Source organism: Cutibacterium nasicola (assembly GCF_052654715.2).
Genome location: NZ_CP199745.2, coordinates 1708442 through 1725647 on the forward strand (window position 1 = coordinate 1708442; position 17206 = coordinate 1725647).

Genomic DNA, 17206 nt, shown 5'->3' on the forward strand with positions numbered 1-17206 from the left:
AAAAGGAAAGGAAAGGAAAGGAAAAAAGACTGAGGGTGTGGGGAAGAATCATATTCTTCCCCACACCCTCTGTTTTTCATGAAATGAATTGAGTCCGGCAGTGTCTTACTCTCCCACATGATCCCTCATGCAGTACCATCAGCGCTGGAAGGCTTAACTACCGGGTTCGGTATGGGACCGGGTGTTTCCCTTCCGCCATGACCACCGGAAAACTATGGGGCCAGTCAGGCTTGGCGCAACCCCGCGTGGGGGCTGGGAGCCGTACAGTGGATGCGACACAACACCATTCTTGACGTCTCAAAACAGAATGTGTAAGTCCTCGGTCTATTAGTACCAGTCAGCTCCACACCTTACGATGCGTCCACGCCTGGCCTATCAACCCGGTCGTCTACCGGAGACCTTACCAGAAACCTGTAGGAACCCTCATCTTGAAGCATGCTTCCCGCTTAGATGCTTTCAGCGGTTATCACGACCCGACGTAGCCAACCAGCCATGCTCTTGGCAGAACAACTGGCACACCAGAGGTCAGTCCGTCCCGGTCCTCTCGTACTAAGGACAGCCCTTCTCAAGATTCCTCCGCGCGCAGCGGATAGGGACCGAACTGTCTCACGACGTTCTGAACCCAGCTCGCGTGCCGCTTTAATGGGCGAACAGCCCAACCCTTGGGACCGACTCCAGCCCCAGGATGCGACGAGCCGACATCGAGGTGCCAAACCATGCCGTCGCTATGAGCGCTCGGGCAAGATCAGCCTGTTATCCCCGGGGTACCTTTTATCCGTTGAGTGACGGCGCGTCCACAAGCCACCGTCAGATCACTAGTCCCGACTTTCGTCCCTGCTCGACCTGTCAGTCTCACAGTCAAGCCCCCTTGTGCACTTACACTCACCACCTGATTACCAACCAGGATGAGGGAACCTTTGGGCGCCTCCGTTACCTTTTAGGAGGCGACCGCCCCAGTCAAACTACCCATCAGGCACTGTCCCTGAACCGGATCACGGCCCAAAGTGAGATAACCAGAACGACCAGAGTGGTATTTCAACAATGACTCCACAACCACTGGCGTGGCCACTTCACAGTCTCCCACCTATCCTACACAAGTCGTCCCAATCACCAATACCAAACTATAGTAAAGGTCCCGGGGTCTTTCCGTCCTGCTGCGCGTAACGAGCATCTTTACTCGTAATGCAATTTCACCGAGTTCATGGTGGAGACAGTAGGGAAATCGTTACTCCATTCGTGCAGGTCGGAACTTACCCGACAAGGAATTTCGCTACCTTAGGATGGTTATAGTTACCACCGCCGTTTACTGGGGCTTAAGTTCACCGCTTCGCACACGCTAACAGTTCCCCTTAACCTTCCAGCACCGGGCAGGAGTCAGTCCGTATACATCGTCTTACGACTTCGCACGGACCTGTGTTTTTGGTAAACAGTCGTTTCCCCCTGGTCTCTGCGCCCCTCACCGCAACCACCAGCACGTGGCAGCAACAGCTCAGGTCCCCCTTATCCCGAAGTTACGAGGGCATTTTGCCGAGTTCCTTCACCATGATGATCTCGATCGCCTCGGTATACTCTACCTATCCACCAGTGTCGGTTTAGGGTACGGGCGGACCAGCCACCTCGCTCACGAAGCTTTTCTCGACAGTACAGGATCACTCACTCACCCACACACATGGGCTCGCCATCATGCCTCAACCACACACCCGGCGGATTTACCTACCAGACGGTCCACACATTTAGCCCCGGACAACCATCGCCGGGGATGAGCTACCTCCCTGCGTCCCTCCGCAGCTTGCCTACTACATGATCGGTTCACACACTCACCACACCACCACAACATCAACGATGCCACAATGGCAGGCTCGCACGCTTAGCATCACACACCTCGACACGAACGGTGACAAGCCGGTACCAGAATATCAACTGGTTATCCATCGACTACGCCTGTCGGCCTCGCCTTAGGTCCCGACTCACCCAGGGCAGATTAACTTGACCCTGGAACCCTTGGATAATCGGCGGACGGGTTTCCCACCCGTCATTCGCTACTCATGCCTGCATTCTCACTCCCGCACAATCCACCACACGGTCACCCGGCAGCTTCACCTCACACAGGACGCTCCCCTACCCAAACCCACACAGGGTCTGCCACAGCTTCGGCGGATAACTTAAGCCCCGCTACATTGTCGGCGCGGAATCACTTGACCAGTGAGCTATTACGCACTCTTTCAAGGATGGCTGCTTCCAAGCCAACCTCCTGGCTGTCTACGCAACTCCACATCCTTTTCCACTGAGTCACCACTTAGGGGCCTTAGCTGATGATCTGGGCTGTTTCCCTCTCGACGACGAAGCTTATCCCCCGCCGTCTCACTGCCACGCTCACACTTGCCGGCATTCGGAGTTTGGCTGATTTCGGTAAGCTGATAGGCCCCCTAGACCATCCAGTGCTCTACCTCCGACAAGAACCACGCAACGCTGCACCTAAATGCATTTCGGGGAGAACCAGCTATCACGGTGTTTGATTGGCCTTTCACCCCTATCCACAACTCATCCCCTCCATTTTCAACTGAAGTGGGTTCGGACCTCCACGACGTCTTACCGACGCTTCATCCTGGCCATGGATAGATCACACCGCTTCGGGTCTAGAACACGCGACTAGCGCCCTTATCGGACTCGCTTTCGCTACGACTCCCCCACACAGGTTAACCTCGCCACGCATCACTAACTCGCAGGCTCATTCTTCAAAAGGCACGCCATCACCCCACAAGGCTCTGACGGCTTGTATGCGACCGGTTTCAGGTACTATTTCACTCCCCTCCCGGGGTACTTTTCACCATTCCCTCACGGTACTCATCCACTATCGGTCACCAAGGAGTATTTAGGCTTGACGAGTGGTCCCGCCAGATTCACGCAAAATTCCACGAGTTCCACGCTACTTGGGGCAACCCTCACCAGTGCCACGCTTACAGTTACGGGACTCTCACCCACTCCGGTACGCCTTCCCAGACGCTTCACCTTCACGCAACATTTATCACTGGCCGATCCTGCGGCAGCAGAACCCAAAGGCCCCCACAACCCCGCACATGCAACACCTGCCGGCTTGAACACACACACGGTTTGGCCTCCTCCGCTTTCGCTCGCCACTACTCACGGAATCACAATTGTTTTCTCTTCCTACGGGTACTAAGATGTTTCACTTCCCCGCGTTACCTCCCACACCCCTATACATTCAGGGCAGGGCCACCGGACACTACTCCGGACATTCCAGGTTTCCCCATTCGGACACCCCCGGATCACAGCTCGTTTACCAACTCCCCAGGGCTTATCGCAGGTTACAACGTCCTTCATCGGCTCTTGGTGCCAAGGCATCCACCGATCGCACTACACAACTTACACAACACAAAACACAAAAATAATAAGATGCTCGCATCCACTATACAGTTCTCAACCACCACACGAATCAACACCACACCCACCACACAGCAGACGCAGCATCACCGCACCAGGCCACCACACACAGTGTGATACCCCAGAACCCCAACAGCATGCCTAAGACCCTGCCACAACACACAGGACGCCAATACTCCACAAGAAGCCAACCCATCCACCAACGCCCCACACGAGACGCACTGAATGAGCCCTTACAAAACGCTCCTTAGAAAGGAGGTGATCCAGCCGCACCTTCCGGTACGGCTACCTTGTTACGACTTAGTCCTAATCACCAGTCCCACCTTCGACGACTCCCCCACACAACGTGTTAGGCCACCGGCTTCGGGTGTTACCGACTTTCATGACTTGACGGGCGGTGTGTACAAGCCCCGGGAACGTATTCACCGCAGCGTTGCTGATCTGCGATTACTAGCGACTCCGACTTCATGAGGTCGAGTTGCAGACCCCAATCCGAACTGAGACCGGCTTTCCGAGATCCGCTCACCCTCACAGGCTCGCAACTCTTTGTACCGGCCATTGTAGCATGCGTGAAGCCCTGGACATAAGGGGCATGATGACTTGACGTCATCCCCACCTTCCTCCGAGTTGACCCCGGCGGTCTCCACTGAGTCCCCACCATAACGTGCTGGCAACAGTGAACGAGGGTTGCGCTCGTTGCGGGACTTAACCCAACATCTCACGACACGAGCTGACGACAGCCATGCACCACCTGTGAACCAGCCCCACAAGGAGGCGCACCCATCTCTGAGCACTCCCAGTCCATGTCAAACCCAGGTAAGGTTCTTCGCGTTGCATCGAATTAATCCGCATGCTCCGCCGCTTGTGCGGGGCCCCGTCAATTCCTTTGAGTTTTAGCCTTGCGGCCGTACTCCCCAGGCGGGGTACTTAATGCGTTAGCTACGGCACGGAATCCGTGGAATGGACCCCACACCTAGTACCCACCGTTTACAGCGTGGACTACCAGGGTATCTAAGCCTGTTCGCTCCCCACGCTTTCGCTCCTCAGCGTCAGGAAAGGTCCAGAGAACCGCCTTCGCCACTGGTGTTCCTCCTGATATCTGCGCATTCCACCGCTCCACCAGGAATTCCATTCTCCCCTACCTTCCTCAAGTCAACCCGTATCGAAAGCACGCTCAGGGTTAAGCCCCAAGTTTCCACTTCCGACGCGATCAACCACCTACGAGCCCTTTACGCCCAATAAATCCGGACAACGCTCGCACCCTACGTATCACCGCGGCTGCTGGCACGTAGTTAGCCGGTGCTTCTTCTACAGGTACCGTCACACAAGCTTCGTCCCTGCTGAAAGCGGTTTACAACCCGAAGGCCGTCATCCCGCACGCGGCGTTGCTGCATCAGGCTTGCGCCCATTGTGCAATATTCCCCACTGCTGCCTCCCGTAGGAGTCTGGGCCGTATCTCAGTCCCAATGTGGCCGGTCACCCTCTCAGGCCGGCTACCCGTCACCGCCTTGGTAGGCCACTACCCCACCAACAAACTGATAGGCCGCGAGCCCATCCACAACCACCGAAGCTTTCCAACCCCCACCATGCAGCAGGAGCACATATCCAGTATTAGCACCAGTTTCCCAGCGTTATCCCAAAGTTGTGGGCAGGTTACTCACGTGTTACTCACCCGTTCGCCACTCGAGTACCCCAAAAAGAGGCCTTTCCGTACGACTTGCATGTGTTAAGCACGCCGCCAGCGTTCGTCCTGAGCCAGGATCAAACTCTCCAATGAAAAAATATCACCCACCCCACACCACACAGGCACAGGGCAACGGTGTCAACATGAAGAATCCAAAACACTAACCCCAAACACTGACCAAAAAATCCAGTCCATGTCCAGAATCACAAAGGAATCCATAAACAAATCCGACACACCAAAAAGATGCATCAAAAAATCATTGACTATCAAAGACACACTGTTGAGTTCTCAAACATCACACCCACAGAACAACCCCACCAACAAGCAGGACCACCCCAAGGCGACCCGACCAACCCTACCACACCAAGCCCCGACACACAAAACCGAGACCAACCAGCAGAACCAGCCACCACCAGAAACCACCCACAAGCAATCCCCGACAGCCCGAAGAACACTACACACCAACCAACCACAACGCAAACCAAACCACCACAACCCCGCTCAGCATCGCATCGGGAGGGAATCGTCAGCCTGTATCCACCTTGCTCATAGACTCAACCCGTGATGATTCGAGCCAAGGAGTGCCGCCGAGTTGCTGGCGTGGTTGCCAGTGGGATCACTCTATGTCTGTTCGCAGCATGTACCACCTCGTCTCCTCCTGCCCCCTCGGACGAACCCAGCCGTACTGCTCTCGTCCCCTCCTCAAAGGTCACTCCTTCGACATCCCCACTCGACGGCACCCACTCCCGGGCGATCATCAACGAGCTGGTAGCCGCGTCGGGCAATGGTCCTGTCACCAAGGTGGACATCACCAAGAAGGCCATGAGCATCACGGTCCAGGCCGGTGGTTCTCCTACGGTGTGGACCTGGCAGAACGGAACGATCGAGTCGTCCGCGACCCAGAGCACACAGACGGCGTCGCGTCCCTTCAACCCTGACGACTTCGCCGTCGAAAAGATGCCGACGATTCTGCGCCAAGCAGCTGAGATATCCGGATCTCACATGAACCAGAACTTGCAGATCGTCGAGTACAACGAAGGCACCATCCTGATGACAGTCTCGACCAAGCCCGAGAGCCGGACGGTCTTCTTTCGACGTGACGGGTCAGTCATCAGCCATATCGATTTCGCCACCGCCACTGGGATGACTGAGGCCCTGGCTGACGCCGTCGCAGGGGCCAAGGAGGTTGGCCAGATCAGTTACCAGCCTGGCAAGGGAGTCATGGTCGACACCCCCACCGCCACGCCTGGCATAGTCATGCGGCGTACCCGGTCAGCCGATATGCCGGCGTGGGCCGTCCAGCGCAAGGGGGATGCCGCCTCGACCTTCTGCCCCGCGCTCCTCGCACCGGACGTCATCGTCGACATCATGGAGCTGGCAGCAGTGGGAACCGGCGAGAAGCCGTCGGACATGGCATGGACCATCTCACTGGACGAACAGCTCGACATGCCCGTCATGCACATCAGCGTCAATGGCGTCTCGACAGCCTTTGACACCAACGGCGCCGACGTCACGGGCAAGATCAAATGACCCCTCGAACTCCCCTTGTGTGATTCAGCTCATCACGGAGCTGGACCGCTTCCTAGGGGCAAGGTGGTTGAATGAAAGTGTGCTCATCACCGCAGTCGGAACGCCAGGCAGTGGGCAGACCCATGCCTTCCACGTCCGTCACGGTATGAATCCGCACGTTGAGCTGTGGCGCCATGGCCTCGTCGTCAAGGAGTACCTGTCAGCTGATCGGGTGGACGACGAGATCGTCGTCACGGCTTATGTCGGGCCCAGGACATCCACCTCCCAGCCGCCCCGCACCCGGGACGGCGTGCCGGATCTGTCGGACGATCGCCAAGTCGGCGAATCGGTTCGCCCCTACCAACGCATTGCCGCCTACGCCGTCGTGCGATCGCGTCGAGGACTGCTGGGCACCGAGTGCTCACCACGAACCGCCGTCCCGGGTCTGTGGGCCCTGCCCGGCGGTGGTCTGGAGCCTGGGGAATCCCCCGCCCAGGCCGTCACCCGTGAGGTGATGGAGGAGTCCGGGCAGCGAGTCCGCCTCAACCGCATCATCGACTTACAGTCTGACCACTGGATCGGGCGTTCCCCCTCGGGTGTGTTGGAAGACTTCCATGCCCTGCGGATCATCTACTCGGCTACGAGCGAGAACCCCACCGATCCTTACGTCATTGACGTCGGTGGCACTACCCAGTCGGCCCAATGGATCCCATTGTGGCGATGGCGTCGTCTGTCCTGGGGAGCCGCGACCCGGATGTGCCTCGAGACCCATCTGCGCGATGTTCCCAGTACCTGACATGACGAAGGGGCTCGGTCATCATGACCGGGCCCCTTCCGCCGTTCACGTCACTCAACACGGAGGTAGCTGAAAATCCGCAGAATCTCGGTGTAGAGCCATACCATCGTCACCGCGATACCGAAGGCAGCTCGCCAGGACTCAGAGACGGGAGCCTGGTTGCGCACTCCCCACTCGGCGTAGTCGAAATCCATCACGAGGTTCATGGCAGCCAGCACAACGCCCAAGGCTGAGCACAGAATCCCGATCGGACCGAAGCTAGCCAGCCCGAGGTGGATCCCGAAGAGCATCAGCACGATGTTGATGAGCATCGCGATGGCGAAGCCGAAGGTCGAGATGATGACGATCTGGCGGAATCGCGGCGTCACCTGGACATTGAAGAACTTGTAGGCAGCCAGGGTCACGCCGGCGGCGGCAAAGGTGCCCAGGACGGCCTGCACGACGATTCCCGGGTACAGGGCCTCGAAGATGGCCGACATGGAACCCAGGACGAGACCCTCACACAGACAGTAAAAGATGACGCCAGCGACCGGGACCTTGCGGCGAGTGCTGACAATCATGGCCGTGACGAAGGCTGCGATCGATCCCACCAGCAGGGCAGCACGGCTGGCAGCGACATTCGGACCAATCAGGGTGAAGCTCACGGCGCTGATGACGGCGATGATGAGCAGCACCAGACCGGTCCGGCCCAGGACGTCGTCAAAGGTCATGGCACGCTCAGCGTGTTGCTCGTGCATGTCATCGTGCGACAGAACGCCCCATTCGGATCCGGGCTGTCCGGACATGCCGTACTGCGCCCCGTAGTCCTGGCCGGCATAGGCCGGCTGGCCATAGGGATTGCCATGTGGCTGGAAGGCCTCGGCTCGGCTGAATACCGGGTTGGCCATGTGATCCTCCTGTGAAAGTCGTGGTGACATCTACTGTAAACAACACCGCGAAAGCGTGAAACCTGCCCCGCACTGCGGGACGACATTCGGACCACACCGACGACTGGGGTCGTACACCGCATAGCTGATGCATGTCCGGGTACCCCCGACGGGATTCGAACCCGCACTGGGACGGGTTTAAGCCGTCTGCCTCTGCCGTTGGGCTACGGGGGCTGGGGAGGAGGTTGGCTCCCCCTGGGCCAGCATCGCCAGCGCCATGCCGTCAAGGATATCCTTCTCCGAGACGACAAGCTCCCCGGCTGTCGCCCGGTGACACACCTCGTCAATGATGAGGGCGCCGCCGCAAAGCACCTCGGCACGGCGTCGCTTCAACGGTCCCATCTGCTCGACCTCGTCGACCGTCGACGCGAGCAGTGTGTCGGCGAGGTCCGCCACCTGATCGGCTGTCAGCACTGAACGGTGAACCTTGGATCGGTCGTATTGCGTCAGCCCCTGGTTGATCGCCGAAAGGCTGGTGATGGTGCCGGCGACCCCTACGACGGTGTGTGCCGAGGCCACATCGACAGGGCATTCGGCGACCATCTCCCGGACGTAGGTACGGGCCTCGTCGATCTGTTCGGCTGTGGGCGGATCGCCGCGCAGGAAGCGCTCTCGCAACCGCACGGAGCCGATGTTGAGGCTCGTCCGGGACTCGATCTGACGTCCATGGCCGAGCACCAGCTCGGTGGAACCGCCGCCACAGTCGATGAGGAGAACGGGCTCCTCACTCACCTCGATCCCGGACATCGCTCCGACAAAGGACAGACTTGCCTCCTCGGTGCCGGCGATCACCTCGGCGTCAACGCCAAGGGCCTCACGCACCCCAGCGAAGAACTCGTCTCGGTTGGAGACGTCACGAGCGGCCGAGGTCGCGACGAAGCGAACCTCGTCACAGTGGTGCTCGGCGATGATCCGGGCGAAGGTGCGGCAGGCCGTGAAGGTGCGTTCCAGGGCGTCAGGGTGGAAGGCACCGGTGGCGTCGACCCCCTGACCCAGCCTGACCAGTTCCAGGTCTCGTGCCTGCTCAACGAGGTGACCTTCTGGGCCCGCCGAGGAGATCAGCAGGCGGATGGAATTCGTCCCGCAGTCGATGGCTGCGACGGTGCGATTGTCAGTCATGACGTCCTTCTGTCACTGCGGGTCGCGGTGTTCGGGTGAGCACGGATTGCACCAGAACTCCCCCAATTTCTCGACGACCTCGTCGCCAAAGGGGTTGACGCCTGGCCCGGCGGCCAGGGCGTGCCCGGCCAGGGCGTGCAGGCACTTGACACGGGTTGGCATGCCGCCTGCGGAGACCCCATCGATCTCGGGGACCGGATCCAGACCGGCTTGTTCGCCGATTCGGGTGCGATCGGCCACGTAGGCCTCGTGAGCGTGTCGGTAGTGATCGGCGAGTTGCTCGTCCTCGTCAAGTCGTGCGGTCATCCGAGCCATCAGACCGGAGGACTCGAGGGTGCCGATGAGGGATGCTGCACGCGGGCAGGTCAGGTAATAGGTCGTCGGGAAGGGAGTGCCATTGGGCAACCTGGGCTCGGTCGCGATCACCCCGGGCTTCCCACAGCCACACCGCCAGGCCACGCCGGCGACTCCTCGTGGCTCGCGACCAAGCTGGTCCCGGACGGCTTGACGGTCGTCCTCAGTGAATTCTTCAAGCATGGTCACCTCATCGATGCGACGGACTCGCGGAAGATGGCTTCGCCGAGGGTGTCGGTGTCATTATCGTCCCAGGGGTGGAGGTGGGCGCTACGGGATGGTCAGCGTCTTGGATCGACTCGGCGGCTCGCCTCCACCAGTGGGCGTCAGCGCTGGCCTCGGTCGCAGGATCCTTCTCGTCCAGTGAGGTCGTGGATCCGATGACCTTGCCGTCCTCCCCGATGACCTGGTAGCCGGTCTCTCCCGGCATCACCCACCCAAGCTGGGCCCGCGCCTGTGCGCGTACGTAGTCAGGATCATGCCACCTCTTGACCTCGCCCTGGAGGGTCGAGATGGAGGCCCGCGCTGTGGCCTCGTCGTCCTGGATACGGGAGATCTGGGAACGCTGGGAGAAGAAAATACCCAGGCTGGGCGCGATCATGATGAGCACCAGCAGGACTACAACTCCCATGACGACTGCCCGCAGTGTCAGACCGAATCGACGTGGCTGCTCGTCCTTGGGAGCGTCATGTCGCGGCGGTTCCGTGCGCGTGGTGCGCTCGTAGGTACCTCGGTTCCTCGGGCCGGAACGGTTCGGGGAGGATGGGCGCGTCCGTCCCCCGGCCGGTCGCTGGGACTGCCCGGACGGACGATTTCGGTTGCTCGGTGTGCTGGCCATCGTGGTCCATCATGGCATGACCGCCCCGGAAGTACCGGGGCGGTCATGCCATGTCGGGCACTGCGAGCAGCGCCTTGTGACGTCACTCAGGCCTGGAAACGCGGGAAGGCAGAAGCGCCGGCGTACTCGGCGGAGTCGCCCAGCTCCTCCTCGATGCGCAGCAGCTCGTTGTACTTGGCGATCCGCTCGCCACGGGCCGGGGCACCGGACTTGATCTGACCGGTCGACAGGGCGACGGCGAGACCGGCGATGGTGGTGTCCTCGGTCTCACCGGAACGGTGAGACATCATGCAGCGGTAGCCGTTGCGGTGGGCCAGCTCGACAGCGTCGATGGTCTCCGAAAGGGAACCGATCTGGTTGACCTTGACGAGCAGGGCGTTGGCGGCCTTGGTCTCGATGCCCTTGGCGAGGCGCTTCGGGTTGGTGACGAACAGGTCGTCGCCGACGATCTGGATCTTGTCGCCGAGCTTCTTGGTGAACTCGGACCAGCCGTCCCAGTCCTCCTCGTCCAGCGGATCCTCGATGGAAACCAGCGGGTACTTGGCGACGAGACCCTCGTAGTAGTCGATCATCTCGGCGGAGGACTTCGCCTGACCCTCGAAGTTGTACTTGCCATCCTCGAAGAACTCGGAGGCAGCGACGTCGAGAGCGAGGGCAACGTCCTTGCCGGGCTCGAAGCCGGCAGCCTTGATGGCGTCGAGGATGAGGTCCAGGGCAGCGGCGTTGCTGGGCAGGTTCGGGGCGAAGCCGCCCTCGTCACCCAGGCCGGTGGCCAGGCCCTTGTCCTTGAGGACCTTCTTGAGGGAGTGGTAGACGGCAGCGCCCCACTCGTAAGCCTGCTTGAAGGACTCAGCGCCAATCGGAGCGATCATGAACTCCTGGATGTCGACGTCGGAGTCGGCGTGAGCGCCACCGTTGAGGATGTTCATCATCGGGACGGGGAGCACGTGGGAGTTCGGTCCGCCCAGGTACTGGTAGAGGGGAAGGCTGGCCGAGTCAGCAGCGGCGTGAGCAGCAGCCAGAGAGACGCCGAGGATGGCGTTGGCGCCCAGCTTGCCCTTGTTGTCGGAACCGTCGAGCTCGATCATGATCTGGTCGATGATGCGCTGCTCACTGGCATCACAGCCGAGCACCTCCTCGGCGATCTTCTCGTTGACGTTCTCAACAGCCTTGAGAACACCCTTGCCGGAGTAGCGCTTCTTGTCGCCGTCACGCAGCTCAACGGCCTCGAACTGACCGGTCGACGCGCCGGACGGAACCGCGGCGCGGGCCTCGGTGCCGTCGTCGAGGATCATCTCGACCTCAACGGTCGGGTTGCCGCGGGAGTCGAGGATCTCACGGGCTTCGATGAATTCGATGGTTGCCATGGACCAACCTTTCAGAGAGGATCTTTGCGTCCACCTCAAAGCGTATCGAAGCCTGCCAACCGGCGGCATTTCAGGGCTCCCCGTCACTTCCTGTCGTGGCCGTCAGCAGGGTTTTCGGTGATGACGAATTCGTAGGTGACGTCGCCAGGAACCTCGATCAGCAGGTCAATCTTCTCGTGCTGTGTCCGCTTGCCGGAGCTGATGTGGGCGTACCCCTCATGGCACGGCGTGGACTCGGCTGCGCCATCGTTCTCGGTCACCGTGATCTGGGCATCAGGGGTGTCACACAGAAAGTAGTAGTCGGTAATGGCCCCGGCCTCGACGACGATGGTCTGGGAGATGGTCCCGGTGACGACGCGATCACTGACGATCCCGATCAGGCCTGGCAGGTAGTCCTTCATACCTCCCCTGCGCAGGGTTGCCGTCGCATCGGAGTTGGGGTTGATCTGCCCAGGAGTTGGTTTTCGGCCCGTGGCGGACGGCGAAACCGTGGATGCGGGCGCTTCCGGCATGTCCGAGATCTCGGTCAGGCCAGCGGGATCATTGTCGCTGCCCTTGCATCCGGTCAGTGCACCCACGGTGACGACGGCGACGAGCACCGTCGCCAGGGTTCGTCGCATCGTTCGTTCACCTCCTCCGTGTCTCGGATAACCGTAGTGGTGGTGGAACCTCAACACCACGTGAGGCCCGGCGTAGAGGGACCATCAGGTCTTGGTGGCGTTCTTGACGATGCCGATTGTGTAGGTCATCTCGGGGTCAGCGTCGATACCCACGACGATCATCTGGTCCTTGATGGGCGGAGGCTGCGCGGATCCATCGCGGTCTCCTCTCCTCATCACACAGGAATTCCCCTCAGACAATACCGCGTATGCTTCAGCGTCCTTCGGCGTCCCGGATGTCGCTCTCTAGCCTGCGCAACTGGTCGCGCAGAGCTTGGTCGGCGTCGACGCCGCTAGCCTGGGCACGGGCGATGAGGGTCAGGAGTTCATCTCCGGTCTGCTCGGCGGTGATGGGTTTCTCAGGCAGTTCAACGTCCACGCCACGGCTGCGAGCCCGTGAGATGACCTTGGCGCTGCGGGCCACGCTCGACAGCGAGTGCGCGATGCCATCGAGGCTGGAGATGCGTCCCTTGGCCGCTGCCTTGCGCGCCTCCCATGCGGCGTCGAGGTCCTCGGGGACGTCCTCGTCCGAGAAGACATAAGGATGACGGGTCACGAGTTTGGCAACGATCCCACCGACGACCTCGTCAATGTTGAAGACGCCCTCCTCCTCCGCGATGCGCGCGTGAAAGACCACCTGGAGCAATAGGTCGCCCAATTCCTCGACGAGGTCGTCGTCAGTGCCGGCCTCAATGGCATCGACGACCTCTCCGGTCTCCTCGACCAAATAGGTCACGAGGGAGCGATGGGTCTGGCTGCGATCCCACGGGCACTCGTCGCGCAACCTCGCCATGACGGCGACGAGGTCGGAGAAATCAGCCCTCGGTCGGGAGTCGTCCGACGCCATCAGGATCAGGAGCGAGAGGTGAAGGGGTCCGACAGCGAGGAACTCCCGTGGACCGCAAGGTTCTTGGCGTCCCAGGTGCCCAACCGCGGATTCGTCTTGACCTCGACCGCGGCCAGGTCGGCCATGGCCTTCTTCTCACCCTCGCGGTCGAACAGATGGAACAGGCCGGCGAAGTCACGGACCATCGCATGGCAGACCGGGTCGGAGGTGAGTGCCGTCATGCCATTGCGGGCGATGACCTGGTCGCGCTGGGCATTGGAAAGCTTCTCCCCGCGGTTGTCCAGGACCTCCTGGGCGACGGCACCACGAATGACCGTCGAGGAGATGACCTGGCGAGGGGTGAGCTCCGTGCTGGGATTGATGTACTTCGAGCAGTGATCCGCTGCCTCATCGATCGACTTCATCGACACCGTTGTGCCCCCCACCGTGGCCGCGGTATTGGGGGAGCTCGCGCACCCGGACAACCCTGCTATACCGAGGAATCCGGTCACTGCGACAGCGACCATGCGGATCGGCATGGGACGCGACAATGCCATGGGGCAACCCTCCTGAATTCGGTGCCGCGCCCTCGGCACGGCGAAGAAGCCTGTCAGCAGCATCCTACGACGAGACTCTCGGCTTCCGCGCCCGACCCGTGAGTGTGGCAGCCGACCCGGCGATGACGGACCCGAGGAACCACGCCGCTCCCACCGGACTCGCGCTAGAGCTGACAACCCAGTTCCACCACGCTTCGTGGCCGTATCCGCGTCCCGTTAGCACTCCGATCAGGAACATACCCACAGCAGGCATCGAGGCAAGCCCCCGCGACATGAAACGCGCACACAGGAGGGTCAGTCCCATACCGATCACGGCATTGCGCGAGATCACCAAACCCACCTCGATAAGGCCGGGACACACGATGGTGGCCAGCAGAGGCAGGGCTGCGGCAACCATAAGCCCAACATCAGCCCAACGCACCGGACGCCGAGATCTCAACTCCAACTCGACCGGATTCCTGGCCACCGACCAGCCGTGAGCCACAATGACGACAAGGGACCCGAAGAACACCAGTGGTGCCCGCAGTGCGACCCCTCCGAAGATGACCGGAATATCGCGAATCGAATTTCCGGTGAGGGCCACCAAGACTGCCATACTGACCGAGCACGCCAGCACAACTGCGACGCCGCGGTTTTTACACCACCAAATCATGGCACCTCACCGCCGAACTGGCCCAACCACCTTCACCGGCACGAGGACAGCCTAGTGGCAACAATGTTCACCGCCTTCGTCTGCTGGACAGCAGGCTGCGTAAGGACTTTCTGCGCCCAGTGCCACTGGTCTGTGGGAATGTTCCCATCCCTCACGTCCTTCTCCGATAGACCCAAGGCCCGTGCACCCGACAGCTGCAGCCACGCTCGGTAACGCCCTTGGTCGGCCGTAGCCCACGCCGGGATCTCGGCGTTCTCCCGTTCCAGACATGGTGCCGTGGCAAGATCACTCGTCAAGGCCCCCAGCAGGTCGTCCGGAGCTGGGGATGGTTGCCCAAGATAGATGTACGCGTCTCGGCCATCACGCGAACGCGATGATGCGGAATCCGGGGGGCTGACCTCGGTGATGACCTCGGGCAGTGTAACGCCTGCCTGACGCCAGACCGGAACCACTGTGGCCACAACGGTCTTGAACCTAGCCGCGGCAGGCTCATGTTCGGGCCACACACAGACCTTTACCTTGGCCACCACGTCACAGTGCAAACCATGGGTTCGCGGCGCGATGGGATCGGGGCCCATCCCCCGAACCATGCTGGCACCACCCACCAGGCCACTCGCGACCAGAACGGCCACTAATCCGGCGACCATACGAGGACCGGGACCCACGGCACGACCACGTGTCCACAACACGAGGAGACTTGCCGCCAGCACGCTGGCGAGCACCGTCCACGTCGCTAAAATGGCACGCCACGACAGCGTGCTGTTGACGCCGCAACATGAGGGCCAGCCTCCGGTCAAATGTCGCATCCACAAGGTTTCGCTGGCTGGAAGCATGATGAGCCACAAGACCGGAACCGTGAGACTGAGCGGCACCGACAGTGCGGGACGCACAGCGACTCCGACCGCCATTCCAGCCAAGGCCCACACCCACACAGTGCCGATGGTCGTCACGATGACGGGCACGGCGTCAATGCTGGTGAACGCCCCGTCACGGATGAAGATCACTACGTCCAAGACGGTGGGAACAACCACCGCAGAGGCCCATGGGGCTGCCATGATCGCGAACCGAGACCGACGCGCTACTCCGGATAGCACCCCACCCGTTTGGAGTCGATGACCTTCCCAGGCACCGGCAGCACATGAGAGCGCAGCGACAAGCAGCAGACTGTAGGCGTCGCGGGTGGCTGATGCGAGGGCGTATCCCTGGGCGGCCGGAGCGTCGAAGTATGTCATGGAGGTGAGAGCCATGACCGGTGCCAACCAGATGCCTGGTGAGATCCGGATGCGCGTCAACCAGGTCATGCCCGCTCCGATCCGACGAGGCCAAGGTAGGAACGTTCGGCGCGATTGGGACCCGGTTCCGAAAGATTGATGAACTCATCGGGCGTTCCTGCGAAGATGACGCAACCCTCATTCATGACGACCACACGGTCGTAAAGGTCCTCGATGTCATCGACCAGATGGGTTGACACGACGACGACTTGGTCTCCAGATGGCACCGACTTGAGAACCTCTCGGAAGGAATGGCGTTGGGCTGGGTCGAGACCTGCGGTTGGCTCGTCCAGCAGGAGAACCTGCGGGTTCACCACCAAAGCTTGAGCAAGACCGACACGGCGTAGCTGTCCTCCTGACAGGCGCGAGGCCCGCGAGGACGCCTTGTCAGAGAGATTGACTGCTGCCAGTACCCCCACGGCTCGACTCTGCGCATCTCGACGCGACAGGCCCGCTAGCCAGCCGGAATAGGCCACCTGTTCATCGACACGGAGTCCGGGTATCGGTGGGACATCCTGGGGCATGAGTGCGACCTGTGACCGTGAGGGCGACACGGGTCCTGGGGAATCAGGCAGGATTACCCGTCCAGCAGACGGTTTAAGGATTCCTGCCATGATTCGAAACAACGTCGACTTCCCAGCACCATTAGGACCCAGAAGGACAGTTTTCCCGCTATAAAGCTCACAGTCGAACCCATGGAAAATCTCACCGTGTCGACCATAGGAAAAATAAACTCCTTCGATCGTCACTTCAGATTCCAGCAGTGCGCGTTTCATGGCACTCAGCACTCGTGAAACATCAATAGCTGATCGTCATCGAGGGGAGCGACACCACTGAGCCGCCATCAATCCCCTCCACCGTCAGGTGATAGTCACCAGCAGGCTGTATTCCCCAACCCGTGTGAGTAGCTGAATACTTGCACAGCAGCGCCTTATTCCCTCTTGCAATATCTGGAAGAACCCACCTATCCTTATGCAAACCCCAAGTGATGGATTTCGCGGAACACTTACCATTGTGCCAGACAATCGTTTTAGCATTATCGTTTGCATTGTCGTGCCAAGACCGCGTTTCAAACCCCACTCTGACGCTACCGAGATGCGATTTGAAACTACCTTCAGCAAACGCTGGCACAGAAATCGACCCCAAGTCACATCCGGCGATCACAGCCGCAGACATGACCCGTCCAATTTTATTCTGCATAATCTCTATATCCTCTCAACCTCGAGAAAACCATGGACTTATCTTG

General features: G+C 60.3%; 15 protein-coding genes, 1 tRNA gene and 3 rRNA genes. 2 read left to right on the forward strand and 17 right to left on the reverse strand.

Annotated features, from left to right (window positions below; all coding sequences use genetic code 11):
* Nucleotides 1-92 precede the first annotated feature (92 nt).
* The 3 genes from rrf to ACUCCZ_RS08020 all read right to left on the reverse strand — a co-directional run bounded on the left by rrf (nt 93) and on the right by ACUCCZ_RS08020 (nt 5179).
* Nucleotides 93-209: ribosomal RNA gene (gene rrf / locus ACUCCZ_RS08010) — 5S ribosomal RNA — on the reverse strand.
* Between the two features lie 98 nt (nt 210-307).
* Nucleotides 308-3390: ribosomal RNA gene (locus ACUCCZ_RS08015) — 23S ribosomal RNA — on the reverse strand.
* Between the two features lie 263 nt (nt 3391-3653).
* A 16S ribosomal RNA gene (locus ACUCCZ_RS08020) occupies nt 3654-5179 on the reverse strand.
* Together the 16S, 23S and 5S rRNA genes form the textbook arrangement of a ribosomal RNA operon.
* A 471-nt stretch (nt 5180-5650) precedes the next feature.
* Here ACUCCZ_RS08020 and ACUCCZ_RS08025 point away from each other — a divergent pair.
* Nucleotides 5651-6616: a hypothetical protein gene (locus ACUCCZ_RS08025; RefSeq protein WP_435917359.1), complete on the forward strand. Its 966-nt coding sequence runs from the start codon at nt 5651-5653 to the stop codon at nt 6614-6616.
* Between the two features lie 145 nt (nt 6617-6761).
* On the forward strand, nt 6762-7391 hold the full coding sequence (locus tag ACUCCZ_RS08030) for an NUDIX hydrolase (protein ID WP_435917360.1): 630 nt from the start codon (nt 6762-6764) through the stop codon (nt 7389-7391).
* Between the two features lie 50 nt (nt 7392-7441).
* Here ACUCCZ_RS08030 and ACUCCZ_RS08035 read toward each other — a convergent pair whose 3' ends face one another.
* The 14 genes from ACUCCZ_RS08035 to ACUCCZ_RS08100 all read right to left on the reverse strand — a co-directional run bounded on the left by ACUCCZ_RS08035 (nt 7442) and on the right by ACUCCZ_RS08100 (nt 17136).
* Entirely contained in the window at nt 7442-8278 is an 837-nt protein-coding gene (locus tag ACUCCZ_RS08035; protein WP_435917073.1) for a Bax inhibitor-1/YccA family protein, read from the reverse strand.
* 140 nt (nt 8279-8418) lie between these two features.
* Nucleotides 8419-8491, reverse strand: a tRNA-Leu gene (locus ACUCCZ_RS08040).
* Nucleotides 8456-9436, reverse strand: a complete 981-nt coding sequence (locus ACUCCZ_RS08045) for a Ppx/GppA phosphatase family protein (RefSeq protein ID WP_435917074.1) — start codon at nt 9434-9436, stop codon at nt 8456-8458. The genes ACUCCZ_RS08040 and ACUCCZ_RS08045 overlap by 36 nt, the downstream gene beginning before the upstream one ends.
* A gap of 12 nt (nt 9437-9448) precedes the next feature.
* A complete protein-coding gene (locus ACUCCZ_RS08050; RefSeq protein ID WP_435917075.1) occupies nt 9449-9973 on the reverse strand; it encodes a DUF501 domain-containing protein in 525 nt (174 codons plus the stop codon).
* A 7-nt stretch (nt 9974-9980) separates the two neighbouring features.
* Nucleotides 9981-10421: an FtsB family cell division protein gene (locus ACUCCZ_RS08055; protein ID WP_435917076.1), complete on the reverse strand. Its 441-nt coding sequence runs from the start codon at nt 10419-10421 to the stop codon at nt 9981-9983.
* Between the two features lie 293 nt (nt 10422-10714).
* Nucleotides 10715-11995, reverse strand: coding sequence for a phosphopyruvate hydratase (gene eno, locus ACUCCZ_RS08060; protein ID WP_435917077.1), 1281 nt, complete (start codon nt 11993-11995; stop codon nt 10715-10717).
* Between the two features lie 83 nt (nt 11996-12078).
* Nucleotides 12079-12615 carry a hypothetical protein gene (locus ACUCCZ_RS08065; protein WP_435917078.1) on the reverse strand — a complete coding sequence of 179 codons (537 nt, stop codon included), beginning with the start codon at nt 12613-12615 and terminating at the stop codon, nt 12079-12081.
* 84 nt (nt 12616-12699) lie between these two features.
* Nucleotides 12700-12831 carry a hypothetical protein gene (locus ACUCCZ_RS08070; RefSeq protein ID WP_435917079.1) on the reverse strand — a complete coding sequence of 44 codons (132 nt, stop codon included), beginning with the start codon at nt 12829-12831 and terminating at the stop codon, nt 12700-12702.
* 37 nt (nt 12832-12868) lie between these two features.
* A complete protein-coding gene (locus ACUCCZ_RS08075; RefSeq protein ID WP_435917080.1) occupies nt 12869-13501 on the reverse strand; it encodes a nucleoside triphosphate pyrophosphohydrolase in 633 nt (210 codons plus the stop codon).
* Nucleotides 13502-13506: 5 nt separating this feature from the next.
* Entirely contained in the window at nt 13507-14037 is a 531-nt protein-coding gene (locus tag ACUCCZ_RS08080) for a hypothetical protein (RefSeq protein ID WP_117188739.1), read from the reverse strand.
* A 64-nt stretch (nt 14038-14101) separates the two neighbouring features.
* Nucleotides 14102-14632 carry a hypothetical protein gene (locus tag ACUCCZ_RS08085; RefSeq protein WP_435917081.1) on the reverse strand — a complete coding sequence of 177 codons (531 nt, stop codon included), beginning with the start codon at nt 14630-14632 and terminating at the stop codon, nt 14102-14104.
* A gap of 89 nt (nt 14633-14721) precedes the next feature.
* On the reverse strand, nt 14722-15990 hold the full coding sequence (locus tag ACUCCZ_RS08090; protein WP_435917082.1) for a DUF7224 domain-containing protein: 1269 nt from the start codon (nt 15988-15990) through the stop codon (nt 14722-14724).
* Nucleotides 15987-16709: an ATP-binding cassette domain-containing protein gene (locus tag ACUCCZ_RS08095; protein ID WP_435917361.1), complete on the reverse strand. Its 723-nt coding sequence runs from the start codon at nt 16707-16709 to the stop codon at nt 15987-15989. Before ACUCCZ_RS08095 ends, ACUCCZ_RS08090 begins: the two co-directional genes overlap by 4 nt.
* 49 nt (nt 16710-16758) lie before the next feature.
* Nucleotides 16759-17136: a hypothetical protein gene (locus tag ACUCCZ_RS08100; protein ID WP_435917083.1), complete on the reverse strand. Its 378-nt coding sequence runs from the start codon at nt 17134-17136 to the stop codon at nt 16759-16761.
* Nucleotides 17137-17206: the final 70 nt, after the last annotated feature.